This window comes from Pseudomonas sp. CHM02 (genome assembly GCF_000612585.1).
Classification (GTDB): domain Bacteria; phylum Pseudomonadota; class Gammaproteobacteria; order Pseudomonadales; family Pseudomonadaceae; genus Aquipseudomonas.
In genome coordinates this window covers 43352-62993 of sequence record NZ_JFCA01000016.1, presented here as the reverse complement: position 1 = coordinate 62993, position 19642 = coordinate 43352, and the positions used below count along the sequence as shown (strand labels likewise).

Sequence of the window (19642 nt, the reverse complement as noted above, 5' to 3'; positions counted from 1 at the left end):
AGCTTTCAAGAGGGTGATATGACAATAGCTCGTCCATACCCTCCATCGACACTGCTTGAGCTGTCCGATCTATCCGACTTCGGCATTCGCCTTACTCCAGCCCCTGAAGTATGGGAATGGCTCCAAGCCGAGATCCTTGCCGACACCGGCAGCATTCACAACGAAGACCATGCCCACCTTCTGGATGCAGACATCCGGGTCATGTGGGCGTCGTCCAGCTTCGAGAGGCAGGGCCGGACAGTCCTGGGCCAGGCCGAACAGGTAGCGTTCCGCGCCGGCGGTTGGCAGAAGGCACGGATGGAGCAACAGATGCGCGATTGGTTCGGCGACGTGCCGGCCTTCATCATCACCTTGGCTGCCGACTACTGCGCCGAGTGCAGCGACACCGACTTTTGCGCCCTTGTTGAGCATGAGCTTTATCACATCGCTCATGCCCTGGATAAGTACGGCCAACCAGTCTTCACCAAGGACGGCGCACCCAAGCTGGAGATGCGCGGCCACGACGTAGAAGAGTTCGTCGGTGTCGTCCGCCGCTACGGCGCGAGCCCTGACGTTCAAGCGTTGGTGGATGCTGCAAACAGTCCTGCTGAGGTGGGGAAATTGAACATTGCGAGGGCCTGCGGAACCTGTCTGCTCAAGCTGGCTTAATCCTTGACAGCCCTTGACGGAAAACGAATCTATGGCAGCCCTGAAAGATGAGGTGAAGGCCTTTATTGTCCAAGCCCTGGCCTGCTTCGACACCCCCAGTCAGGTTTGTCAGGCCGTCAAGGAGCAATACGGCATCGAGTTGTCCCGCCAACTGTGTGAGCGATACGACCCAACCAAGTATTCCGGTCGTGACCTAGGGCAGAAGTGGAAAACGTTTTTTGAAGAGTGCCGCAAGCGCTTCAGGGAAGAGACTGTCGATATCCCGATCGCCAACCGTGCATTTCGCCTCCGCGCCATGAACCGCTTCGTGGAGAAGGCCGAATCGATGAAGAACATCGGCCTGGCCATGCAGATCCTCGAGCAGGCCGCGAAAGAAACCGGCGATATGTTCGTCAATCGCTCCAAGAAAGAAGAGGCTGGCGACGAACCGGTAATCCCGACCCGCATCCAGGTCGACGTGGTGGACGCGAGGAAGCCGAATGCCGAGCCTTAATGTTCCGCAGGCTCAGTTCCTCACGCTGCCCCACAAATTCCGTGCGTTTGTTGCCGGGTTCGGATCAGGCAAGACCTGGGTCGGGTGCTCGGCGCTGAGCAAGCACTTCATGGAGTGGCCTGGCGTTAACGCTGGATACTTCGCACCGACTTACCCGCAGATCCGGGACATCTTCTACCCGACCATGGATGAGGTGGCCTACGACTGGGGGCTGAAGACCAAGATCAACCAGGCGAACCACGAAGTTCACATCTACAGCGGACGGCAGTATCGCGGCACTGTGATTTGCCGGTCGATGGAGAAGCCGCAGACCATCGTGGGTTTCAAGATCGGCCATGCCCTGGTGGATGAGCTGGACGTGCTGACTGCTGTCAAAGCACAGCAGGCCTGGCGCAAGATCATTGCCCGGATGCGCTACAACCTGCCTGGGCTGAAGAACGGGGTGGATGTCACCACGACGCCGGAAGGCTTCAAGTTCGTCTTCCTGCAGTTCGTGAAGCAGCTGCGCGACAAGCCGTCGCTCAAGGAGATGTATGGCCTGGTGCAGGCCAGCACGTTCGACAACGAGCTGAACCTGCCGGATGACTACATCGCCTCCCTGATGGAGTCGTATCCGCCACAACTGATCATGGCATACCTCAAGGGCCAGTTCGTCAACCTGACTTCCGGCACGATCTACACGGCCTACGACCGCAAGCTCAACGAGTGCTTCGACACCGTGCAGCCTGGTGAGCCCCTGTTCATCGGGATGGACTTCAACGTCGGCAAGATGGCGGCGATTACTCACGTTAAGCGCGACCAGGGGTTGCCCAGGGCCGTAGATGAGCTGATCGATGGCTACGACACGCCCGACATGATCCGCCGCATCAAGGAACGCTACTGGCAGCACGACGGCAACGACTTCAAGAAGACGTGCGAGATCAGGATCTACCCGGATGCCTCGGGTGATTCACGCAAGTCCGTGAACGCCAGCATTACCGACCTGGCCATGCTGAAACAGGCCGGTTTCGCGGTCATCGCTCCAGCGGCAAACCCGCCGGTGAAGGACCGAATCAACGCAATGAACGCCGTCTTCTGCAATGCGCAGGGCGAGCGCCGCTACCTTGTCAATCCGTTCACCTGCCCAACCTACGCCGACGGCCTGGAGCAGCAGGTGTGGGGCGCGAACGGGGAGCCAGACAAAAGCGCCGGAATCGATCACGCGAACGACGCCGGCGGCTACTTCATCCACCGCGAGTACCCGATCATCAAACCGGTCACCGCTATCAAAATGGGATACGCCCGATGAGCAACGACGTCTCCTTCAAGCGGGCGGAATACACGGCAGTGCTGGACCGCTGGGCTACCGTCCGCGACGTCTGCGCGGGTCAGCACCGTGTAGTCGATCGGCTGCCGTACATCAACGCACACGACAAGTCGCCGGAGAACGAAGACCGGAACCGGGCCTACCGCGAGCGGGCAGTGTTCAAGAACGCCACCGGGCACACCCGTAACGGGCTGCTGGGCCTGGCCTTCCATAAAGACCCGACGCTGACAGTGCCCAAAAAGCTGGAATACCTGCAAGACAACGCCAACGGTTCCGGGGTGAGCATTTACCAGCACTCCCAAGGCACGCTGGAAAAGGTGTTGGAGGCTGGCCGGCATGGCCTGTACGTCGACTACCACCAAGACAACGGTATCGGTGGGCACGCTGTGATCCTCACCTACTGCGCCGAGGACATCATCAACTGGCGCACCGGCATGGTAAATGGTCATAGCGTTCTGACCCTGGTGGTGCTGAAGGAGTCGCCGGAGATCCCTGACGGCTTCGGCTTCAAGACGGTTGAGCAATACCGGGAGCTTGCCCTGGAGGATGACGGCTTTGTTTGCCGTGTCTGGCGTCGGTCAGGTCCTGAAAGTGGCGGTCCGTTGACGATTGTCGAAGAGTTCCAGCCTGTAGGTGCCGGCGGGCGACTGAAGGAAATTCCGTTCACCTTCGTCGGTGCGCAGAACAACGATCCAAGCATCGACGAGTCGCCGCTGTACGACATTGCCATGATCAACCTGGGCCATTACCGCAACAGCGCTGACTATGAGGACAGTGTGTTCTGGTGCGGGCAGGCCCAGCCGTGGATTAGCGGACTCGATGAGTCTTGGCGCGACTGGATGGAGAAAAACGGCATTTATGTCGGCTCCAGGGCCCCGATGATGCTGCCAGCTGGCGGCCAGTTCGGTTACGCGCAGCCACTACCGAACACGCTGGTTAAGGAGGCAATGGCCGACAAGAACCAGATGATGATCGAACTGGGCGCCCGGATGGTGGTGGCATCACTCGCCACCAAGACCGCCACCGAGTCGCGCGGGGATCAATCAGCATCGACGTCGGTCCTTGCCGGCTGCGTGGCAAACGTCAGCGAAGCCTACACGCGAGCCATCATGTGGTGCTGCGCCTACATGGGCATCGCTGACAAGAAGGTTGCCTACCAGGTCAACCAAGAGTTCGTTGAGCTGACAGCTGATCCGCAAATGATCACGGCCCTGGTTGGCTTGTGGCAGAACGGCGGCTTCGCCAAGGCCGATCTGCGGGCATACCTGCGCAAACTGGGGCTGATCGCGCCGGAGCGCACTGACCAGCAGATCGACGGCGAGCTGGAAGAGCAGGGCGACGGCCTGGGCCTAGAAGATGAGGGCAAAGTAGATGGCGGCGAACCAAGCGATACTTGATGCCACGATCCGGCACGCTGTCTTCCTCGAAAAGCTGAAGGCAGGGGAGGTGGGCAAGTTCGCCCCCTTCCTCAAGGAGATTGACCGCTCGATCCGTGACCGGCTCACCCAGTCGGACCTGACTGAGTACAACGTTAAGCGTCTGGAAGCGTTGCTGAAGGAAGTGGACAGCCTGTTGCTGGGCATCTTTGACCGCTACAGCGCGCAACTGAACCTCGACCTGGTGGATATCGCGAACTACGAGGCTGAGTTCGAGGCGACCAGCCTGGCCAAGTCTGCACCGGTGGGCGTTTCGCTCGATGTCGTGGCACCCACTGCTGCGGCAATCCGCACAGCGGTGCTGACGAACCCACTCAGCGTGCGCGGCACTGGTGGCGGGAAGCTACTCAAGGCCTTCATCAAGGGCTGGACCAGTGCTGAGCGTGAGCGAGTCACCGGCACCATCCGGCAGGGCTTCTTCGAAGGGCAGACGAACTTCCAAATCATCCGCAACATTCGCGGCACCAAGGCGGCCGGATACAAAGACGGCGTCCTAGCGACCACCAACCGCAATGCCAGCACCATCGTGCACACCGCGATTCAGCATGTGTCGTCTCAGGCGCGCATGGAGGTGGCAAAGGCCAACACCGACATCGTGTCCGAGATCCAAATCGTTGCGACGTTGGACAGCAAGACCAGCCAGCAATGCCGCTCACTGGATGGTCGGCGGTTTCCCGTAACGTCAGGGCCGCGACCGCCGTTTCATCCGAATTGCCGCACCACGTTTGTCTTGCTGACCAAGCTCAGCGATATGTTCGCCAAGGGGGCGACACGTGCGGCAGTAGGCGCAGGCGGAGCAGGGCAGGTCAGTGCCAGTCTCGACTACTACAACTGGCTCAAAGATCAGCCAGCAGCGTTTCAGGACGAGGCAATCGGGCCGATGCGGGCAAAACTGTTTCGCGAGGGTGGCCTGACAGTTGAGCGCTTCACCGAACTGCAACTTGATCGCAACTTCGCGCCGCTGACTCTGGTGCAGATGAAGGGCTTGGAGCCTTTGGCCTTCGAGCGCGCCGGAATTTAACCGAACACATTCAATCAGCCGGCCATGCGCCGGTTTTTTATTGCCTGCAAAGCGGGCAGAACATACCTAAGGGGTGCATCACCGTGGCAGAAGAAAACGCAATCGACCTGGAAAACCCGGCAATCAAGGATGCTATCGCGACTGCCGTTGACGCATCTGTTTCCGGCCTGAAAGCCAAAAACTCCGAGCTGCTGGGAAAGCTGAAGGACACCACCACCAAGCTTACCCAGTTCGAAACCCAGTTCGAAGGCATCGACATCGACGCCGTGAAAGGCTTGCTTAGCCGCGCCGGTCAGGACGAAGAAACCAAGCTGCTGACCGAGGGCAAGGTTGACGAAGTGTTCAATCGTCGTACTGAGCGCCTGCGCGGTGACTACGACAAGCAACTGAAGGCCGTCACCGGCCGCGCCGAGAAGGCCGAAGCCTTCGCCGCCAAGTTCCAGGGCAAAGTCCTGGGCGACTCGGTGCGCGGCGCGGCCTTGAAGGCTGGTGCACTCCCCGAAGCAACCGACGACATCATCCTGCGCGCCAAAGGCGTGTTCTCGCTGAACGAAGAGGGCGAAGCGGTCGCTGTTGACGAGAATGGCCAGACCATCCTCGGCAAAGACGGCAAGACTCCTCTGACCCCGCTCGAATGGGCGGAATCCTTGCGCGAAAGCGCACCTCACCTGTGGCCTAGGGCTTCAGGGACACAAGCCCCGGGCGGGGGTGGCGGCCAGGCTGCATCGAAGCGCTCCGAAATGACCTCCGAGCAGAAGCGCGATTTCCAGCGCAAGCACGGCCAAACCGCATACCTCGCATTGCCCAAGTAAGGGGAAAGACCCATGCCAACGACTGTAAACAGCGACCTGATCATCTACAACGATGAGGCGCAAACCGCATACCTGGAGCGTATTCAGGACAACTTGGACGTGTTCAACGCCTCGTCCAACGGCGCAATCGTCCTCGACAACGAACTGATCCAGGGTGACTTCCGCAAGCGCGCTTTCTACAAGCTCGGCGGGGGCCTGGAACACCGTGACGTCAACTCCGATGGCAAGGTAACCGCCAAGAAAATCGGCGCTGGCGAGGCCGTAGGCGTCAAGGCGCCGTGGAAGTACGGCCCATACCAAACCACCGAAGAGGCGTTCAAACGTCGCGGCCGTGCGGTGGAAGAGTTTTCCCAGATCATCGGTGCCGACGTGGCTGATGCCACCATCGAAGGCTTCATCGAGTACGCCACCGGAGCGCTCAAAGCTGCCATCGGCTCGAACGCCTCCATGGTGGTTTCCGCCAACATTGAAACCGACGGCAAAAAGACCCTGACCCGTGGTATGCGCAAATTCGGCGACAAGTTCGGCCGCATCGCGCTGTGGGTCATGCACTCGTCGGCCTACTTCGACATCGTTGATGAGGCGATTGCGAACAAAGTCTACGAAGAAGCTGGCGTCGTGATCTACGGCGGCCTGCCTGGCACCCTTGGCAAGCCGGTTCTGGTGACCGACAAGGCACCAGTGGACGCGATCTTCGGCCTGCTGCCGAACGCCGTGGTCATCACCGAGTCCCAGGCCCCTGGCTTCCGTTCGTACGACGTGAACGACGAGGAAAACCTGGCAATCGGCTACCGCGCCGAGGGCACCGTCAACATCGACGTGCTGGGTTACAGCTGGAAGGAAACTACTGGTGGCACCAATCCAACCCTGGCGGCCGTCGGCTCTGCTGCGAACTGGGTTAAGCACTCGGACAGCAATAAGGTCACCGCAGGCGTGATGATTAACCTCACCACCACGCCACCAGTCGGCGGCTGATTACCACCCCAGCAAGCGGCCAGCGATGGCCGCTACGGAGATTCCGATGGAACTTGTATACACGAACCAGCTTGACGGCTTTGAGCCCGGCAAGCGTTACCGCGTCCCCGGGCTGTTCCGCAGCGTAGAGCGTGATGCTACGGCAGTAACCGTGGTAGGCGATTATCCTGAAATCGTCACGGCATACGAAAATGCCGGTGTCGACGTTGAGGTGGTCGCGTTGCCGGCGCCTGCTATTGTCGGCACGCAGGCGGTTGCAGATAGCGAACTATCTAAGCTGCTGGCCGATCTGCAGGCCGAGAGCGGCGCAATGGTTCTGCTGATCGACGGCCTGGAGGCTGGCGAAATCCACCGTCCAGAAGCTGGCGAGTTGGCGTTGCGCTTGTTTGAAGTGTTGGGAACCATCCATAACTCGGTTGGCGAACTGACCGCCGAGCGTGATGGGCTGGTGCTGACGGTCGACACGCTGCGGGGAGAGGTCGAAGCGCTCAAGAAAGCTGCAATCGCGCCGCCGGCTGATGAAGCCGGTGAAATCTCGGCGCTGAAAGCAACGCTGGACGAAGCCAAGGTGCAGTACCGGGCCAACGCCTCGAAAGAATCCTTGGAAAAGCTCGTCGCTGATCTGCCCAAGGCGTGATAATGCTGGCTGCCGGTGACTCGGTGGCCAATCTTCAAACCATTCCAGCGAGTTGACGCATGACACTCATCATCGAGGACGGTACCGGTAAGCCGGACGCCGAAAGCTACGCGAGCGCCGAGGACCTGGCCATGTATGCCGTGAAGTTCGGCACGGTCATCCCCGCGGGCGTTCCCGAGCAGGAAGCGTTGTTGCGCCGGGCCGCCTTGGCGATGGATGGCAAAACCTGGAAAGGCCGCAAGATGAGCAGCGAGCAGGCGCTGGCCTGGCCGCGTCGGGGTGTTGAGCTGGACTGCCAGATCAAGCCAGATAACTACCTGCCGGCGCGGATCCAGTACGGCCAGATAGCCCTGGCCGCCGAGATCCATCAGGACGACATCGACCCAATCGACAAGCGTAAGGGCGCTGTGACGCTGGAGCGTGTCGAAGGTGCGGTAACCCGCGAATACGCGACGATCTCCAACACCAGCAATCGGCTTTTGCCGGCGGCGCCCGATCGACCGAGCGCTACTCAATTTGCCGACTACCTACAAAAGCGCGGGTTGTTCGCGATTCGCGCATAGCTGCAATGGAGACCACCATGGCCACCTTCTACGACGAAATGGCCGTGACGGCTCTGGATATGATCACAGAGTTCGGCCAGCCCGTGACCATCAGCAAGACTGAGCCGGGCGAGTACGACCCGGAGACGGGCGGGGAAGCGCCTGGCGCAACTGTCGAGCAAATCGCCCAGGGCATCCTGCTCGACTTCACCGGCCAAGAATTTCAAAACAACAGCCTCATCAAGCAGGGTGACAAGAAGCTCAAGATTGCCGCACAAGGATTGGCCTGGGTACCGGGTCTACTCGACAAGGTGGTGGCCCAGGGCCGCACCTGGTCAATTGTTCCTCCGCTGAAAGAGGTCAACCCAGCCGGGACGCCCATCTTGTATGAGCTGCAGGTGCGGTCATGACGAACAAGTACGCGAGCATGAACGGCAGCTTTGCCAAGAACATTCGTGACTTTGCTGAGAGAGCGAAGGCCGGAATCGACGCGACCATTCGAGAGATCGTCATCGAAATCGGCAGCAGCGTTATTCGCATGTCACCGGTGGGCAAACCCGAGATCTGGGCAGCGAACGTCATTCACCGCCAGGCGAACAAGCGAGCCGCCGATGACTACGACTTCAAGGTCGCAGTGCGCAACACGATCATCAACCTCAACGAATCGAACTTCACCAAGGCCGGCAAGCTGCGGCGCGGTGTGAAGTACGCAAAGCCCCTGACAAAGACAGAGCGCGACCAGAATTTCAACGTGAACGGTTTGGTAGCGGGCAAGGATTATGTAGGCGGGCGGTTTCGCGGGAACTGGCAGTTTTCGATTGATACGCCGGCCGAGGGAGTGCTTGATCAGATCGATGTCAGCGGTACCGTCAGCATCGCCGTGCTCAAAGCACAAGTTCAATCCCTGACAGCGGGTCAAACTGCCTACATCGTGAATAACCTGCCCTACGGTATCGCACTAGAATATGGACACAGCACACAGGCGCCGGGCGGAATGGTCCGGATCACGCTGGCCCGCTTCCAACAGATCGTCGACGAAGCCATCAGGAACAACCAGGTATGAGCCATAACCTAATCGCCTCGATCTACGAGGCCAAGCTGATTGCCTGGAGCAAGGCCCGGGCGGAGCTGATTAAGGTTGTGTTCGAGAACGTCCAGTACGATCCGGCAGACGGCGAGACCTATCTTCGGGCGTTCTTGCTCCCGGGCGATACCGCGAGCAGCACGCTCGCTGGCGACCACCGAGCATTCATCGGCGTCTACCAAGTCAGCATTGTGGCCCCGGCCAATACCGGCAAGACCAAGACGAACCCGCTTGTGGCTGAACTGACCGCGCTATTCCCGCTGTATGCGCGAGATACAAAGGCCGGCCTCACCGTAGTTACGATGTCGCCAGTAGATCCTGGACCGGGCATTCCTGATCCACCCACATATACCGTGCCGGTGTCGTTCGAGTATCGAGCTGACATCGCCACCTGAATACGCCCGTTGGGCAAACCCCGAAACCCGCCTCAGTGCGGGTTTTGTCATTTCTGAAAAGAGGAAACACCCATGGCCGGCATCCAAATGCCCAACGGCGCCACCTTCGAGATTGCAGCCACCTATGGTCCCGCGATCCCATTCACCGCTTTGACTAACGCCAATCCAGCCGTCGCTACCGCGGCAGCGCATGGCCTGGCCGAGGGTGATGTTATTGCCGTCAACTCCGGCTGGACCCGACTTGAAGGGCGGGGCGTTCGTGTCGGCGAGATCGCCAGCGGCACTTTCGCGTTGGAAAACGTGAATACCCTCAACGTCCAGCAGTATCCGGCCGGCTCAGGCATTGGCTCGGTGCGGGAGGTGACCGGTTTCACTGAGATTTCGCAAATCACCGAGCTGAATTCCAGCGGCGGCGATCAGCAGTTTCTGACCTTTGGTTTCTTGGCTGACGACGATGATCGCCAGATGCCAACGACTAAGAATCCGATCACGCTGACCATCACCGTCGCCGATGATCCTTCCAAGCCCTATGTGGAAGTCTGTGAGGCCGCTGACGACGACAAGCAAGCACGCCTGCTCCGACTCAACCTTCCTGGCGGCAGCAGCATCATCTACAACGGCTACGTATCGATCACTTCGACGCCGACCATGTCCCGTAACAACCTGATGACCCGTGTTATCAGCATCGCCCTGACCGGTCGTCCAACTCGCTACGCGGCCACGGTGTAATCCATGGCCAAGTTCAAGTTGATCCAGAAGCCGACCTTCAAGGCGCCGGTGATGATCCAGCGCGCAGGCTACAACGCCGAAAAGGTGGAGTTCGAGTTCAAGTACCTGGACCGAACCGCGCTGGCCGAGCTTTACACCAACTGGAACGAGCGGCACGACGAGCTGGGCAAGCAGGTTGGGGATATGGACCTGAAGGACTTCACGGCTGCTCAGATCGCCCTGCAAGCAGACCAGTTGCTGGATGTGGTGGTGGGATGGGATATCGAAGAGGAATTCACGCCTGAAAACGTGCGCATCCTCGTTAATTCGATCAACTCGGCGCCGAAGGCAGTGTTGAATGCTTACGCCGAAGCCTTCAGCGAAGCCCGCCTGGGAAACTCCTAAGCGCCTCCCGCGCGCTGTATGAGCCGGGGCCGTCAGATGCAGATCTGATGGCTTTCGGCTTATCGCGTCAGGACATCCCCGACAAGGACGTCGGAATCTGGCCGGACAACTGGGAGGCCTTCAAAGTCTTCGAGGCCATGAGCACCCAGTGGCGCACAGGCGCGTGCGGCGCAACAGGCATGGACTACAGCGTTCTCCCCGGTGTGATTCGGATGAGTGGCGTACCGATCAGCCAGCGACAAACCATTTTCAGCGACTTCCGGCGGATGGAGGCTGAAGCCCTGCAGGTGATGGCGGAGCAGCGGGAGAGTGCGAGGGGCGCCTGATCCTCAGGCATAAAGACGCAAAATAACCAACATGACGCGGCATGGCCGCAGGAGCAGGATATGACTCAGCCGTTTGCATTCGATGAAGAAGGGCGAGTTTTCATTAGCGAAGCGGAGATTCTGAAAGGCCAAATGTTTGTCTCGGCTGTCGGAGTTTCTTTGTCGCCTGATTTAGCTGAAAAGGCGCAGGAGAAAGCCGACCTACTGGAGCGCCGGCTTCGCCGTATCGAGCTTGCCCTTGGGATAGGTGCCACACCAGAGAGCACGGCAGCACTCGAAAAAGCGTTAAATCACCTTTAACTGGATGGATTCATGAGCGCCTTTACCCGTGTGGCAGTCTTCAACGCTTGATGGATCGGTGCCTCAAAGTTCTTTCGAACTTCGGGGTCGGCATTTTGGAAAATCTCCGAGTCGAGCGCTGCTGTAAGTGCACGCACAACAACATCGCTATCTTTGCCAGCCAGTTGTTGAACGGCCCTAGTCAGTGCAATCGTAACGGCAAGTGTGCCTAGACCGATTGGCGAGCTAAGTCCCTCAAGTGGATCGAGCATTCCGTCTTTTGACATTTGACCTCCAGGTCATAAACGCGCCGAAATTGGCGCAACCCCAGTCCTTGGGCTTGCAGGCGAAGGACTGGGGAATCCTTAAATTCATTTCTCACTGCCCGCCCGGCAGAAGGGGGGCTGGATGCAGCCAAGCCAGCGTTACTTGCTAACCATTCACGACCTTTTCACCGTTATCGACGGACATATCTGCGGGGCTGAAGCCGAAGTCGCCATCCTGGACGGCGGTGCCGAGATCGATCGCATGAAATTCTCCGGCAAGTGCCAGAGCAAAGGTGGTTACAGTCGTAGTTACACAGGCAAACCTGGGCTTACCGCTGAGGTTGCGTCTGGTCCTGGGGTAGTCCATTTCGAAAAAGCGAATCGTCATGCGATTTCGGTGGTGTAAGGCCGCCGACGAATTCGTTGGTGCCGATGCAGTGAGATCCATACTCGACGATATTGCGAGGACCTCTAGCGGTGGCCTCAGCCCGTGCTGCATCCTCAGATGCATAGATACCGATGAATCTCCAGGGTGATTTTTGAATAACCCCCCAGCCGAGGACAGACCCCAAGTTGTCGGGATCCTTCGGAAGATTATTGAAAAGGCAGATGACTGGCATGACCGATCCTTGGCGCTTGATGACGTCGTAACGCTACTACGGAGAGTGTGGAAGCGGCTACTGGCATTCCATACACGCTGGATGCCTGGCCAGGATCGAGTCATGATGAGGCTTTTGTACAGCAAGGAGGTGAATCATGAGTGTTAGAGGAAACGATCATCAAATCGACAATGTCGAGTTCAACGTTAGCGACATTTCCCGCAGTAAAGCTTTCTATGGCTCGGCATTTGGTTGGACATTCGTAGACTACGGGCCCGGCTATACCGAATTCAGCGATGGCAGGCTCACCGGAGGATTCACAACTGGAGAGCCCGTTCGACCTGGCGGTCCGCTAGTAATTCTTTATGGTGATGATCTTGAGGAAACTCAGCGTCGTCTCTGCGCAGCAGGAGCGACAATAAACCGGGAGATTTTTTCGTTCCCTGGGGGCAAAAGATTTCATTTCATTGACCTGGATGGATATGAGTTGGCGGTCTGGAGTGCGGAGTCATAAACGTTTGCTAGCCCAGCCCTGCGCTGGGCTTTTTGTTGCGCGCCCTTTTATTTTTTGACATTGTACAAGCCTGGATTCCAATTTCGACTAACCGATCCGCCAATGAGGCGTTGGAGTCGGAGTGCAGATCAGGCCCAGCCCACGCGCTGGGCTTTTTGCATCTGGCAATTCCCAACGACACCGCCTAGCCCCCCACAATCCCGAAGAACCCCGCCCATGCGGGGCTTTCGTGTTGGCGTTTCAACAGTCAATCCGTCAGTGGTAGAGTCTCCCGTCTTTGAACAGGGATGCTCGCGATGTGAACATATTAAAGCTGGTCCAACCTTATTTGCTTGAGCCTCACGAGACAGTAAATCCAACTGACCGAGAGTGCTATCGCTTGACGGCTGATGACAAGCGGCAAATCGAATCGGCCATCGAAAAGCATGGAGCTCGTGCCCTTGAAAACGTCACCAAAGGCGGTGCGATGCTTTACCTTCGGTTCCCCATGCGCTTTGCTGGTGCTGATGAAAAGTATCTGAGGTCGCTATTTGCGCCCGAAACCCTGGAGCGTGGGCCGTGGGCAGGGCCAGAGGAAATTGTTCTCAACGTGTCAGACACAGGGAAAATTGGCGCAGACGGTAAGCGCATTCAATTGGTCGAGACGTTTAACCCCTTTGTCGAGCGGTATTACCGTCTTCCATATCGCAACATGCTTGCCCCATCGGGCAATATAGTCGGCTACCGCTTTGTTGCCATGCCTTGGAGAAATAACCGGCTTCATATCCTCCGGCAGCATGGGCGCATCGAGTGTATTCCCCCGGGAATGCTGCCCATCTTCATCGAAGAGGACTGGCAGGGAGGTTGGCACCCGATCACCAAGAGCCAGATCGAATTCAAGGGCTGGCAGCAAATGTCCTCAGATATCGGTTCCATTCACGTGAGTGGTGGCGACTACCTGCGTTTTTTGCTCATGGCCAAGACCATTGGCTCGACGATATGCAGCTACCGGGAAAAGCTTGGACTCCTTGAGGGGATGAGGGTTATGTGCGGATCGGACGGTCACTTCTTTGATGACTTCATTGAGAAGGTCGGCGGCTTTCGAGGCCTGGTTAGAATTATGGAAACGGAATGCGAGGATGAGGATGAGGAATAAATACGCGATGCTCTGGCCCGTGGTTGTTGTTTCGGCACTGCTTGGCGGGTGCGGCAATGGCGACGTGCAGCAGGCAAGAGAAGAGGTTAAGCGGAATCTATTTGATGCGGGCTCTGCGCAGTTCAGAAATGAGCAAGTGTATCGAGTGGGTAATGAGGCCGTGGTCTGCGGGGAGGTGAACGCAAAGAACCGCGCCGGCGGATATGGCGGGTACGCAATGTACGTGGTTGAGGGTATTGGCCTGTACCCAGTTGCGAAATTCACCGCCGAGAGCCAGGCAGATATTAAAACCACCTGCCAACTTGCTGAGAAGAACGCCAGCTTGAAGAAATAGCCACCAAACCAATGTTCAAACAAGCCCGCCATTGAGCGGGTTTTTTATTGCCCGGAGAAAATGATGAGCACTAACTTCGCCTCCTTGGGCATTGCCGTTGAGTCATCGCAAGCGGCAAAGGCTGCAGACGACCTGAATAAATTGGTGGACTCGGCAGAGGGCGCCCAAAAGGCGATTGATGACCTGGGCAAGACTGGTGAGGGCTTGGCCAACACGGGCAAGAAGATCACTCAGGCAGAAAATGAGATAGCCCAGGGCGTCGATAAGTCGACTGCCGCGATAGATCGCAGATCCGGTGCGAGTCGCAAAGCAGCCGATAGCGCTGTCTCTGAAATCAACGTGATTGGCCAGCTTGATCGAGCCATGACCAGCAACATTACTAGCATGGAGTCGCTGATTCAGGCAGAAGGCTTGCTTGAGCGCGCACGCAAGGGCGGATTGGTCACTATCGAGGAACAGGCCAAGTACCAGGACCAGTTGGGCAAGGCCTACGACAAAATCGAAAAGGCCGAAGCTAAGGAGTTGGCGCAGAAGCAGAAGCTGATCGATGCCGAAAACCGCCAGATTGAGGCGCTGAAACGAACTGTCAATGGGATTGACCCGGTGACTGCCAAGCTGGCGAAGCTTGAAGCTCAGGAGAAAGCCCTCAACGATCTGCACAAGTCTGGTCAAATTGACGCCGATCGTTACAACGATGCGCTGGCCAAGATTGGGAAGGATCGTGCAGGGCTGACGGACGCCGCGGGAGCTTTTGACAAACTCAAGCTCGGCACCCGCCAGGCTCAAGAAAACGTCATGCAGCTGACGAACGCCATCCAAGCCGGCGACTGGGGAAGTGGCGCTAGAGCTATTGCGCAACTTGGCGCTGGAGCGGGGGCATCAGCATCTAGCATGCTGGCTTTGGCTGCGCCTGTAGGCATTGCCGCAGCGGCTGTTGGAGCACTTGCTTATGCGTATTACAGCGGGATCAAGGAAACAGAGGCCTTCAATAATGCGATTATCCAAACTGGGAATTTTGCAGGCACGAGCTCTGGCCAACTAAGTGTAATGTCCAGGCAGGTGAGCGCGACAGTGGGCACCACGGGAGCCGCTGCTGATGTTCTCGCATCCTTGGCAGCCAGCGGAAAATTGGCCAGAGAAAGCTTTGTAGAGATCGCCGAAGCTGCTCTCTCAATGGAGAAGGCGACAGGAAAATCCGTTGACGCGACGGTCGCGGAGTTCGTCAAAATCGCGGAAGATCCTGTATCGGCAGCGAAATCCCTAAACGATCAATATCATTTTTTGACTGCGGCAGTTTATTCGCAGATTGTGGCTCTGAAAGAGCAAGGCAACGAGATCGGCGCAACAAAGCTGCTGACCGATACATATGCCGAGACTGTCCAATCTCGTTCGGCCCAAGTCATACAGAATTTGAGTCTCTGGGAAAAAGCCTGGAGAGGCATAAAAAGCGCTGCAAGTGGTGCGCTGGATGGCCTTGGAGATGTCGGTCGCGAGAAAACGCTTGAAGACCAGGTAAAAGAACTGCAATCAAAGCTAACCGGATCTGACGCTTTTGATGTTGGTGGCGTTCGGATTAACTCTCAGGAGGTAAGCCCTAAAGAAAGAGCAGCCATTCAGGCGCGCATTAATTTTCTCCAGCTTCAAATTGAGGGAGAGAAAGCCAAGAACAAGTACATAGGCGACAGCAGAAAGACCGAAGACGATGCGATTGAGGCCGCCCAAGGCTTACATACAAGTTATCTGGCCGGGCTTGATAAAGAGCAGAAGAAAAAGCTCGAAATTGAAGAGTTGGATCGTAAAAGGGCCAAGGCTCTTGCCGGTAGTAATGTCGATGCGGATCGCATTAATCGTGAGTACGCGGTGTCGCTTAAGTCGGTCAGCGACAAGTACAAAGACCCCAAGGCCGCCAGCTCTCAAGTCGATCTGTCCAGCTTCAACAACGCCAAAAACAACCTGTCCGACATCGTCAATGAATACCGGAATGCCCAGAAGGAGCTGGAGGCTGAGCAGAAGGCTGGTGTGGTATCGCTGTCGGACTATGCCAAGCAACGGTCGGCCCTGATCAGCCAGGAAAAGGATGATGTCACTGCGGCTTACCAGGCCGAGATCGACGCTTTGGAGGCTGCCAAGGCCAAGAAAGGCACAACGGCGGCTCAGAGCATTCAGCTTGACCAGAAAATTGCCGATGCACGGCAGGGGATGGTCAAGGCTCAGAAGGATGCAGACAGCCAACTGACGGTTATCGCCACAAACGAGAAGGGTCGCGTGGAGCAGCTGAAGGCCGCCTCAAAGGCGTACGTCAATCAGCTGGAACGTCAGCGTGCCGCACTGGAAGCTGCTGGCTCCCGCGCAGCAAACGGTCTGGGCCTGGGAGACCGGCAAGCAGCACTGCAAGCGAGCCTCGACGCAACCACGGACAAGTTCAACGACGAGCGCGCCAAGCTTCTGGATCGTCGCAAGACCGCGCCTGACAAGTACAGCCAGGAAGACTACATGCGCGACCTGGCCAGCCTTGAGGATGCGGAAAGGAAGTACCGCGACACCGTGGTCGATAACTACGACAAGATGTCGGAGGCCCAGGGTGACTGGCGTAGTGGAGCATCGTCGGCTTTCCAGAACTATCTGCAATCTGCAAACGATGTGGCGGGACAGACCAAGAGCCTGTTTACCAATGCCTTTTCCAGCATGGAAGACGCAGTCGCGAATTTTGCCATCACCGGAAAACTTTCGTTCTCGGACTTCACCAAGTCGATCCTGGCGGACATGGCGCGCATCGCTACTCGGCAGGCAGCATCCAGTATTTTTTCGAGCATAGCGGCTGCATGGGGCGGGGGAGGCACCAGCTTCGGCTCCAGCATTGGCAGTGCCATTACTGCGAACGCCAAGGGCGGCGTGTACGACTCGCCAAGCCTTTCCAGCTTCAGCAACCAGGTGCACGACAAGCCGCAGATGTTCGCCTTCGCAAAGGGCGCGGGCATCTTCGCCGAGGCTGGGCCAGAGGCAATCATGCCGCTGACCAGGACGGCTGGTGGTGAACTTGGTGTGCGCGCGCTAAGCGGCGGTGGGGTATTGGGTGGGGGTGGAAACACCGAGTCGAAGACGGAGATCACCATCAACATCAATCGTAATGGCGAAGCCGATGCGACCGCAGATACTGCGCTGGGTCAAAAGTTGGCCCCGCAGTTCCTCACCTTGATCCGGGCTGAGATCGCAGCAAATGAGCGCAGAACGTTGAGCCCCAGTGGGGGCGCAACGTGGCGCGTGATCAACGGGAGATAACCATGGCGATTGAAACGTTCACTTGGGCCACCCAGCACGGAGAGGCACCCGATATTACCTATCGGGTGCGCACCTCGCAGTTCGGGGACGGCTACAAGCAAGAGGTCGGGGATGGGATCAACAACAAAGTCGATTCCTACCCGATCACCCACACGGGCGGGCAGGCAAGAGCGCTGGAAATTATGGCGTTCTTCGACCGTCACAAGGGCGCCAAGGCCTTCTTGTGGACCACGCCGCTGGGCCAGCTTGGCCTGTTCACCTGCAAAAACCCAACCCCGACCCCCATGGGTGGGGGCGTATTCAAAGTGACGGCGACGTTTGAGCGCGCCTTCCACCCGTAAAGGTCAATCCATGTCGCTGATCAACGCTATCCAGACTCTTGAGCCTGGCAACGAAGTCATTCTGTTCGAGCTGGACGGCAGCGATTACGGCGCCGATGTGCTGCGCTTTCATGGTCATGCAATCCCGCATACGCCTGCTGAACTGATCGCCGCCGGCGGCAATGCTGACCAACTGCCGGCCAAGTCGATCTGGTGGAAGGGTGAAGAGTACGGCGCCTGGCCCATGCAGTACGAGGGCAGCGAGGCGAATGGCGACGGTACGGCGGTGCGCCCCAAGTTGTCGGTTGGCAACGTGAACGGGCGCATCACCGCGCTTTGCCTGGCCTTTGAGGACCTGCTCGAGTTCAAGCTGACCATCCGCAACACCTTGGCCGAATTCCTCGACGCGCTGAACTTCGAAGGCGGCAACCCTACGGCCGACCCTACCCAGGAATCGATTGAGGTCTGGTACGTCGACCAGAAGACCAATGAGGACGGCGAGACGGTCAGCTGGGACTTGGCCAGCCCGGGCGATGTCGGCGGCGAAACGATCGGGCGGCAGATGACCACGCTATGCCACTGGTGCCTCACGGGGGGGTACAGAGGCCCCAACTGTGGCTACACCGGCCCCTACGTCACAAAGGACGGAGTTGTCACGGATGACCCGGAACTAGACGAGTGCGACGGTACGCTTGGCAAAGGTTGTGACCCACGATTCGGCATAGGAAACCCCGCCTCATTCGGTGGATTTCCAGCTGTGTCACTTATTTCCCGGAGCTAAACATGCGCAAACACATCATTGCGGCCATCCAGGCGCATGCGGCAGCCGAGTACCCGAAAGAGTGCTGCGGGCTGATCCTGGCCGTGGGGCGGGCGCAGAAGTACTTCCCTTGCCGGAACACAGCCACTGAGCCAAACGAAGAGTTCAGGATTGATCCGGAGGACTACGCCGCGGCGGAAGACCTGGGCCAGGTGATCGGGATTGTGCACTCGCACCCGGACGCCACCAGCCGCGCGTCATCGCGCGACCTTGCGATGTGCGAGGCCACGGCGATGCCCTGGCACATTCTGTCCTGGCCCGAGGGCGACCTGCGAACGATCACCCCGACCGGCAGCACGCCGCTACTCAAGCGCCCGTTCGTACACGGCGCCTGGGATTGCTGGCAGGTCTGCGCTGATTGGTATCAGCGTGAGTGGGGCCTTGAGTTTGAGACCTTCCAGCGCGCTGATGGCTGGTGGGAGAGTGCAGACAGCACCAGCCTTTACGAGGCGAATTACGCCGCCGCCGGTTTCGAGCAAGTCGACAGCCCACAGCGAGGCGACATGATCGTGATGGAGGTGGGCCGCACAGTTCACCCTAACCATGCTGGAATCTACCTGGGGACTGACCCGGCGCTGCCCGGCGAAAAGTCTGGCGTGTTCGGCCCTGGGCCTTTCGTCCTGCACCACCTCTATTCACGGCCTTCTGAGGTCATCGTCTACGGCGGGCCGTGGCTGCAGCGCACCCGCTTAATTCTTCGACACAAGGAGGCCCGATGAGCGCCATCGTTTATTCACCGATGACCACCATCAAGCTGTCCGGCTCGCTGGCTCAGAAGTTCGGCCGGCTGCACCGGCGGCAGGTTGCGTCCGGCGACACCTGGGAAGTCTTCCGTGCGCTGAAGGCCACCATTGAAGGATTCGAGGCAGAGATTCGCCGCCTTGACCGTCTGGGCCTGCGCTTCGCAATTTTCCGCAATCGCAAAAACGTTGGGGCGGATGAATTCGGCATGGGCGGCGCCAAGGAGATCAGGATTGTACCGGTGGTGGAGGGTGCCAAACGTGCGGGCCTGCTCCAGACAATCATCGGGGTTGTACTGATTGCGGCGTCCTACTTCACTGGCGGATCGACCCTCAGTACAGGTATCGCGCTGGTCGCGGGCGGCGTAATCCAGATGCTGAGTCCTCAGGCTTCTGGACTTAAGCAGAGCGCGTCCCCGGAAAACATGCCCAGCTACGCGTTCGGCTCTGCCAAGAACACCACGGCCAGCGGCAACCCCGTTCCTATTTGTATCGGCGAGCGTCGCTGGGGCGGGGCGATTATTTCGGCTTCCATTTACGCCGAAGACAAGACATAGACGTAACGCAG

At 58.2% G+C, this 19642-nt stretch carries 26 protein-coding genes; 25 read left to right on the top strand and 1 reads right to left on the bottom strand.

Going from position 1 to position 19642, the window contains the following annotated elements:
• Positions 1-24: 24 nt before the first annotated feature.
• The 16 genes from BM70_RS0111045 to BM70_RS0110970 all read left to right on the top strand — a co-directional run bounded on the left by BM70_RS0111045 (position 25) and on the right by BM70_RS0110970 (position 11088).
• On the top strand, positions 25-648 hold the full coding sequence (locus BM70_RS0111045; RefSeq protein ID WP_025856068.1) for a putative metallopeptidase: 624 nt from the start codon (positions 25-27) through the stop codon (positions 646-648).
• 31 nt (positions 649-679) lie between these two features.
• The gene (locus tag BM70_RS0111040) at positions 680-1141 is read left to right on the top strand and encodes a DUF2280 domain-containing protein (protein WP_025856067.1); all 462 of its coding nucleotides are present in this window, start codon (positions 680-682) and stop codon (positions 1139-1141) included.
• Positions 1128-2429: a terminase large subunit domain-containing protein gene (locus BM70_RS0111035; protein ID WP_025856066.1), complete on the top strand. Its 1302-nt coding sequence runs from the start codon at positions 1128-1130 to the stop codon at positions 2427-2429. Before BM70_RS0111040 ends, BM70_RS0111035 begins: the two co-directional genes overlap by 14 nt.
• Positions 2426-3844 carry a DUF4055 domain-containing protein gene (locus tag BM70_RS0111030; RefSeq protein ID WP_025856065.1) on the top strand — a complete coding sequence of 473 codons (1419 nt, stop codon included), beginning with the start codon at positions 2426-2428 and terminating at the stop codon, positions 3842-3844. The genes BM70_RS0111035 and BM70_RS0111030 overlap by 4 nt, the downstream gene beginning before the upstream one ends.
• The gene (locus BM70_RS0111025; RefSeq protein WP_025856064.1) at positions 3819-4904 is read left to right on the top strand and encodes a minor capsid protein; all 1086 of its coding nucleotides are present in this window, start codon (positions 3819-3821) and stop codon (positions 4902-4904) included. The genes BM70_RS0111030 and BM70_RS0111025 overlap by 26 nt, the downstream gene beginning before the upstream one ends.
• 83 nt (positions 4905-4987) lie before the next feature.
• Positions 4988-5716, top strand: coding sequence for a hypothetical protein (locus BM70_RS0111020; protein ID WP_025856063.1), 729 nt, complete (start codon positions 4988-4990; stop codon positions 5714-5716).
• Between the two features lie 12 nt (positions 5717-5728).
• Complete coding sequence (locus BM70_RS0111015; RefSeq protein ID WP_025856062.1) at positions 5729-6691, top strand: major capsid protein; 963 nt, start codon at positions 5729-5731, stop codon at positions 6689-6691.
• Positions 6692-6737: 46 nt separating this feature from the next.
• The gene (locus BM70_RS0111010) at positions 6738-7328 is read left to right on the top strand and encodes a hypothetical protein (protein ID WP_025856061.1); all 591 of its coding nucleotides are present in this window, start codon (positions 6738-6740) and stop codon (positions 7326-7328) included.
• Between the two features lie 59 nt (positions 7329-7387).
• Positions 7388-7891, top strand: coding sequence for a DnaT-like ssDNA-binding protein (locus tag BM70_RS0111005; protein WP_025856060.1), 504 nt, complete (start codon positions 7388-7390; stop codon positions 7889-7891).
• 17 nt (positions 7892-7908) lie between these two features.
• Complete coding sequence (locus BM70_RS0111000) at positions 7909-8280, top strand: hypothetical protein (RefSeq protein WP_025856059.1); 372 nt, start codon at positions 7909-7911, stop codon at positions 8278-8280.
• Entirely contained in the window at positions 8277-8933 is a 657-nt protein-coding gene (locus BM70_RS0110995; RefSeq protein WP_025856058.1) for a hypothetical protein, read from the top strand. Before BM70_RS0111000 ends, BM70_RS0110995 begins: the two co-directional genes overlap by 4 nt.
• Positions 8930-9349 (top strand): phage tail terminator-like protein, encoded by a 420-nt coding sequence (locus BM70_RS0110990; protein ID WP_025856057.1) that lies wholly within the window; start codon positions 8930-8932, stop codon positions 9347-9349. Before BM70_RS0110995 ends, BM70_RS0110990 begins: the two co-directional genes overlap by 4 nt.
• A gap of 72 nt (positions 9350-9421) precedes the next feature.
• Positions 9422-10078, top strand: coding sequence for a phage tail protein (locus BM70_RS0110985; RefSeq protein WP_025856056.1), 657 nt, complete (start codon positions 9422-9424; stop codon positions 10076-10078).
• 3 nt (positions 10079-10081) lie between these two features.
• A complete protein-coding gene (locus BM70_RS0110980; protein ID WP_025856055.1) occupies positions 10082-10462 on the top strand; it encodes a phage tail assembly chaperone in 381 nt (126 codons plus the stop codon).
• A gap of 47 nt (positions 10463-10509) precedes the next feature.
• Positions 10510-10788, top strand: a complete 279-nt coding sequence (locus BM70_RS0110975; RefSeq protein ID WP_025856054.1) for a DUF1799 domain-containing protein — start codon at positions 10510-10512, stop codon at positions 10786-10788.
• A 60-nt stretch (positions 10789-10848) separates the two neighbouring features.
• Entirely contained in the window at positions 10849-11088 is a 240-nt protein-coding gene (locus BM70_RS0110970; protein ID WP_025856053.1) for a hypothetical protein, read from the top strand.
• Here BM70_RS0110970 and BM70_RS0110965 read toward each other — a convergent pair.
• Entirely contained in the window at positions 11085-11354 is a 270-nt protein-coding gene (locus BM70_RS0110965; protein WP_025856052.1) for a hypothetical protein, read from the bottom strand. The genes BM70_RS0110970 and BM70_RS0110965 overlap by 4 nt on opposite strands.
• Positions 11355-11475: 121 nt before the next feature.
• On the opposite strand from BM70_RS0110965, the gene BM70_RS32320 reads away from it, so the two are divergent.
• The 9 genes from BM70_RS32320 to BM70_RS0110920 all read left to right on the top strand — a co-directional run bounded on the left by BM70_RS32320 (position 11476) and on the right by BM70_RS0110920 (position 19631).
• Positions 11476-11739: a hypothetical protein gene (locus BM70_RS32320; protein ID WP_081782056.1), complete on the top strand. Its 264-nt coding sequence runs from the start codon at positions 11476-11478 to the stop codon at positions 11737-11739.
• 350 nt (positions 11740-12089) lie between these two features.
• On the top strand, positions 12090-12446 hold the full coding sequence (locus BM70_RS0110955; RefSeq protein ID WP_025856050.1) for a VOC family protein: 357 nt from the start codon (positions 12090-12092) through the stop codon (positions 12444-12446).
• A 379-nt stretch (positions 12447-12825) separates the two neighbouring features.
• Positions 12826-13581, top strand: a complete 756-nt coding sequence (locus BM70_RS0110950; RefSeq protein ID WP_025856049.1) for a hypothetical protein — start codon at positions 12826-12828, stop codon at positions 13579-13581.
• On the top strand, positions 13571-13915 hold the full coding sequence (locus BM70_RS31850) for a hypothetical protein (protein ID WP_155952149.1): 345 nt from the start codon (positions 13571-13573) through the stop codon (positions 13913-13915). The genes BM70_RS0110950 and BM70_RS31850 overlap by 11 nt, the downstream gene beginning before the upstream one ends.
• A gap of 63 nt (positions 13916-13978) precedes the next feature.
• A complete protein-coding gene (locus BM70_RS0110940) occupies positions 13979-17194 on the top strand; it encodes a phage tail tape measure protein (RefSeq protein ID WP_025856047.1) in 3216 nt (1071 codons plus the stop codon).
• Between the two features lie 2 nt (positions 17195-17196).
• On the top strand, positions 17197-17535 hold the full coding sequence (locus tag BM70_RS0110935) for a phage tail protein (RefSeq protein WP_025856046.1): 339 nt from the start codon (positions 17197-17199) through the stop codon (positions 17533-17535).
• Between the two features lie 10 nt (positions 17536-17545).
• Complete coding sequence (locus BM70_RS0110930; RefSeq protein WP_025856045.1) at positions 17546-18295, top strand: phage minor tail protein L; 750 nt, start codon at positions 17546-17548, stop codon at positions 18293-18295.
• A 2-nt stretch (positions 18296-18297) separates the two neighbouring features.
• Entirely contained in the window at positions 18298-19053 is a 756-nt protein-coding gene (locus tag BM70_RS0110925) for a C40 family peptidase (protein WP_025856044.1), read from the top strand.
• A complete protein-coding gene (locus BM70_RS0110920; protein ID WP_025856043.1) occupies positions 19050-19631 on the top strand; it encodes a tail assembly protein in 582 nt (193 codons plus the stop codon). The genes BM70_RS0110925 and BM70_RS0110920 overlap by 4 nt, the downstream gene beginning before the upstream one ends.
• Positions 19632-19642: the final 11 nt, after the last annotated feature.

What these genes read in the sequence shown, in the direction of transcription:
- BM70_RS0111040 (WP_025856067.1), top strand. Translation starts at nt 680, where the DNA reads ATGGCAGCCCTGAAAGATGAGGTGAAGGCCTTTATTGTCCAAGCCCTG.
- BM70_RS0111035 (WP_025856066.1), top strand. Translation starts at nt 1,128, where the DNA reads ATGCCGAGCCTTAATGTTCCGCAGGCTCAGTTCCTCACGCTGCCCCAC.
- BM70_RS0111030 (WP_025856065.1), top strand. Translation starts at nt 2,426, where the DNA reads ATGAGCAACGACGTCTCCTTCAAGCGGGCGGAATACACGGCAGTGCTG.
- BM70_RS0111025 (WP_025856064.1), top strand. Translation starts at nt 3,819, where the DNA reads ATGGCGGCGAACCAAGCGATACTTGATGCCACGATCCGGCACGCTGTC.
- BM70_RS0111015 (WP_025856062.1), top strand. Translation starts at nt 5,729, where the DNA reads ATGCCAACGACTGTAAACAGCGACCTGATCATCTACAACGATGAGGCG.
- BM70_RS0111010 (WP_025856061.1), top strand. Translation starts at nt 6,738, where the DNA reads ATGGAACTTGTATACACGAACCAGCTTGACGGCTTTGAGCCCGGCAAG.
- BM70_RS0111005 (WP_025856060.1), top strand. Translation starts at nt 7,388, where the DNA reads ATGACACTCATCATCGAGGACGGTACCGGTAAGCCGGACGCCGAAAGC.
- BM70_RS0111000 (WP_025856059.1), top strand. Translation starts at nt 7,909, where the DNA reads ATGGCCACCTTCTACGACGAAATGGCCGTGACGGCTCTGGATATGATC.
- BM70_RS0110995 (WP_025856058.1), top strand. Translation starts at nt 8,277, where the DNA reads ATGACGAACAAGTACGCGAGCATGAACGGCAGCTTTGCCAAGAACATT.
- BM70_RS0110990 (WP_025856057.1), top strand. Translation starts at nt 8,930, where the DNA reads ATGAGCCATAACCTAATCGCCTCGATCTACGAGGCCAAGCTGATTGCC.
- BM70_RS0110985 (WP_025856056.1), top strand. Translation starts at nt 9,422, where the DNA reads ATGGCCGGCATCCAAATGCCCAACGGCGCCACCTTCGAGATTGCAGCC.
- BM70_RS0110980 (WP_025856055.1), top strand. Translation starts at nt 10,082, where the DNA reads ATGGCCAAGTTCAAGTTGATCCAGAAGCCGACCTTCAAGGCGCCGGTG.
- BM70_RS0110975 (WP_025856054.1), top strand. Translation starts at nt 10,510, where the DNA reads ATGGCTTTCGGCTTATCGCGTCAGGACATCCCCGACAAGGACGTCGGA.
- BM70_RS0110970 (WP_025856053.1), top strand. Translation starts at nt 10,849, where the DNA reads ATGACTCAGCCGTTTGCATTCGATGAAGAAGGGCGAGTTTTCATTAGC.
- BM70_RS0110965 (WP_025856052.1), bottom strand. Translation starts at nt 11,354, where the DNA reads ATGTCAAAAGACGGAATGCTCGATCCACTTGAGGGACTTAGCTCGCCA.
- BM70_RS32320 (WP_081782056.1), top strand. Translation starts at nt 11,476, where the DNA reads ATGCAGCCAAGCCAGCGTTACTTGCTAACCATTCACGACCTTTTCACC.
- BM70_RS0110955 (WP_025856050.1), top strand. Translation starts at nt 12,090, where the DNA reads ATGAGTGTTAGAGGAAACGATCATCAAATCGACAATGTCGAGTTCAAC.
- BM70_RS31850 (WP_155952149.1), top strand. Translation starts at nt 13,571, where the DNA reads ATGAGGAATAAATACGCGATGCTCTGGCCCGTGGTTGTTGTTTCGGCA.
- BM70_RS0110940 (WP_025856047.1), top strand. Translation starts at nt 13,979, where the DNA reads ATGAGCACTAACTTCGCCTCCTTGGGCATTGCCGTTGAGTCATCGCAA.
- BM70_RS0110935 (WP_025856046.1), top strand. Translation starts at nt 17,197, where the DNA reads ATGGCGATTGAAACGTTCACTTGGGCCACCCAGCACGGAGAGGCACCC.
- BM70_RS0110930 (WP_025856045.1), top strand. Translation starts at nt 17,546, where the DNA reads ATGTCGCTGATCAACGCTATCCAGACTCTTGAGCCTGGCAACGAAGTC.
- BM70_RS0110925 (WP_025856044.1), top strand. Translation starts at nt 18,298, where the DNA reads ATGCGCAAACACATCATTGCGGCCATCCAGGCGCATGCGGCAGCCGAG.
- BM70_RS0110920 (WP_025856043.1), top strand. Translation starts at nt 19,050, where the DNA reads ATGAGCGCCATCGTTTATTCACCGATGACCACCATCAAGCTGTCCGGC.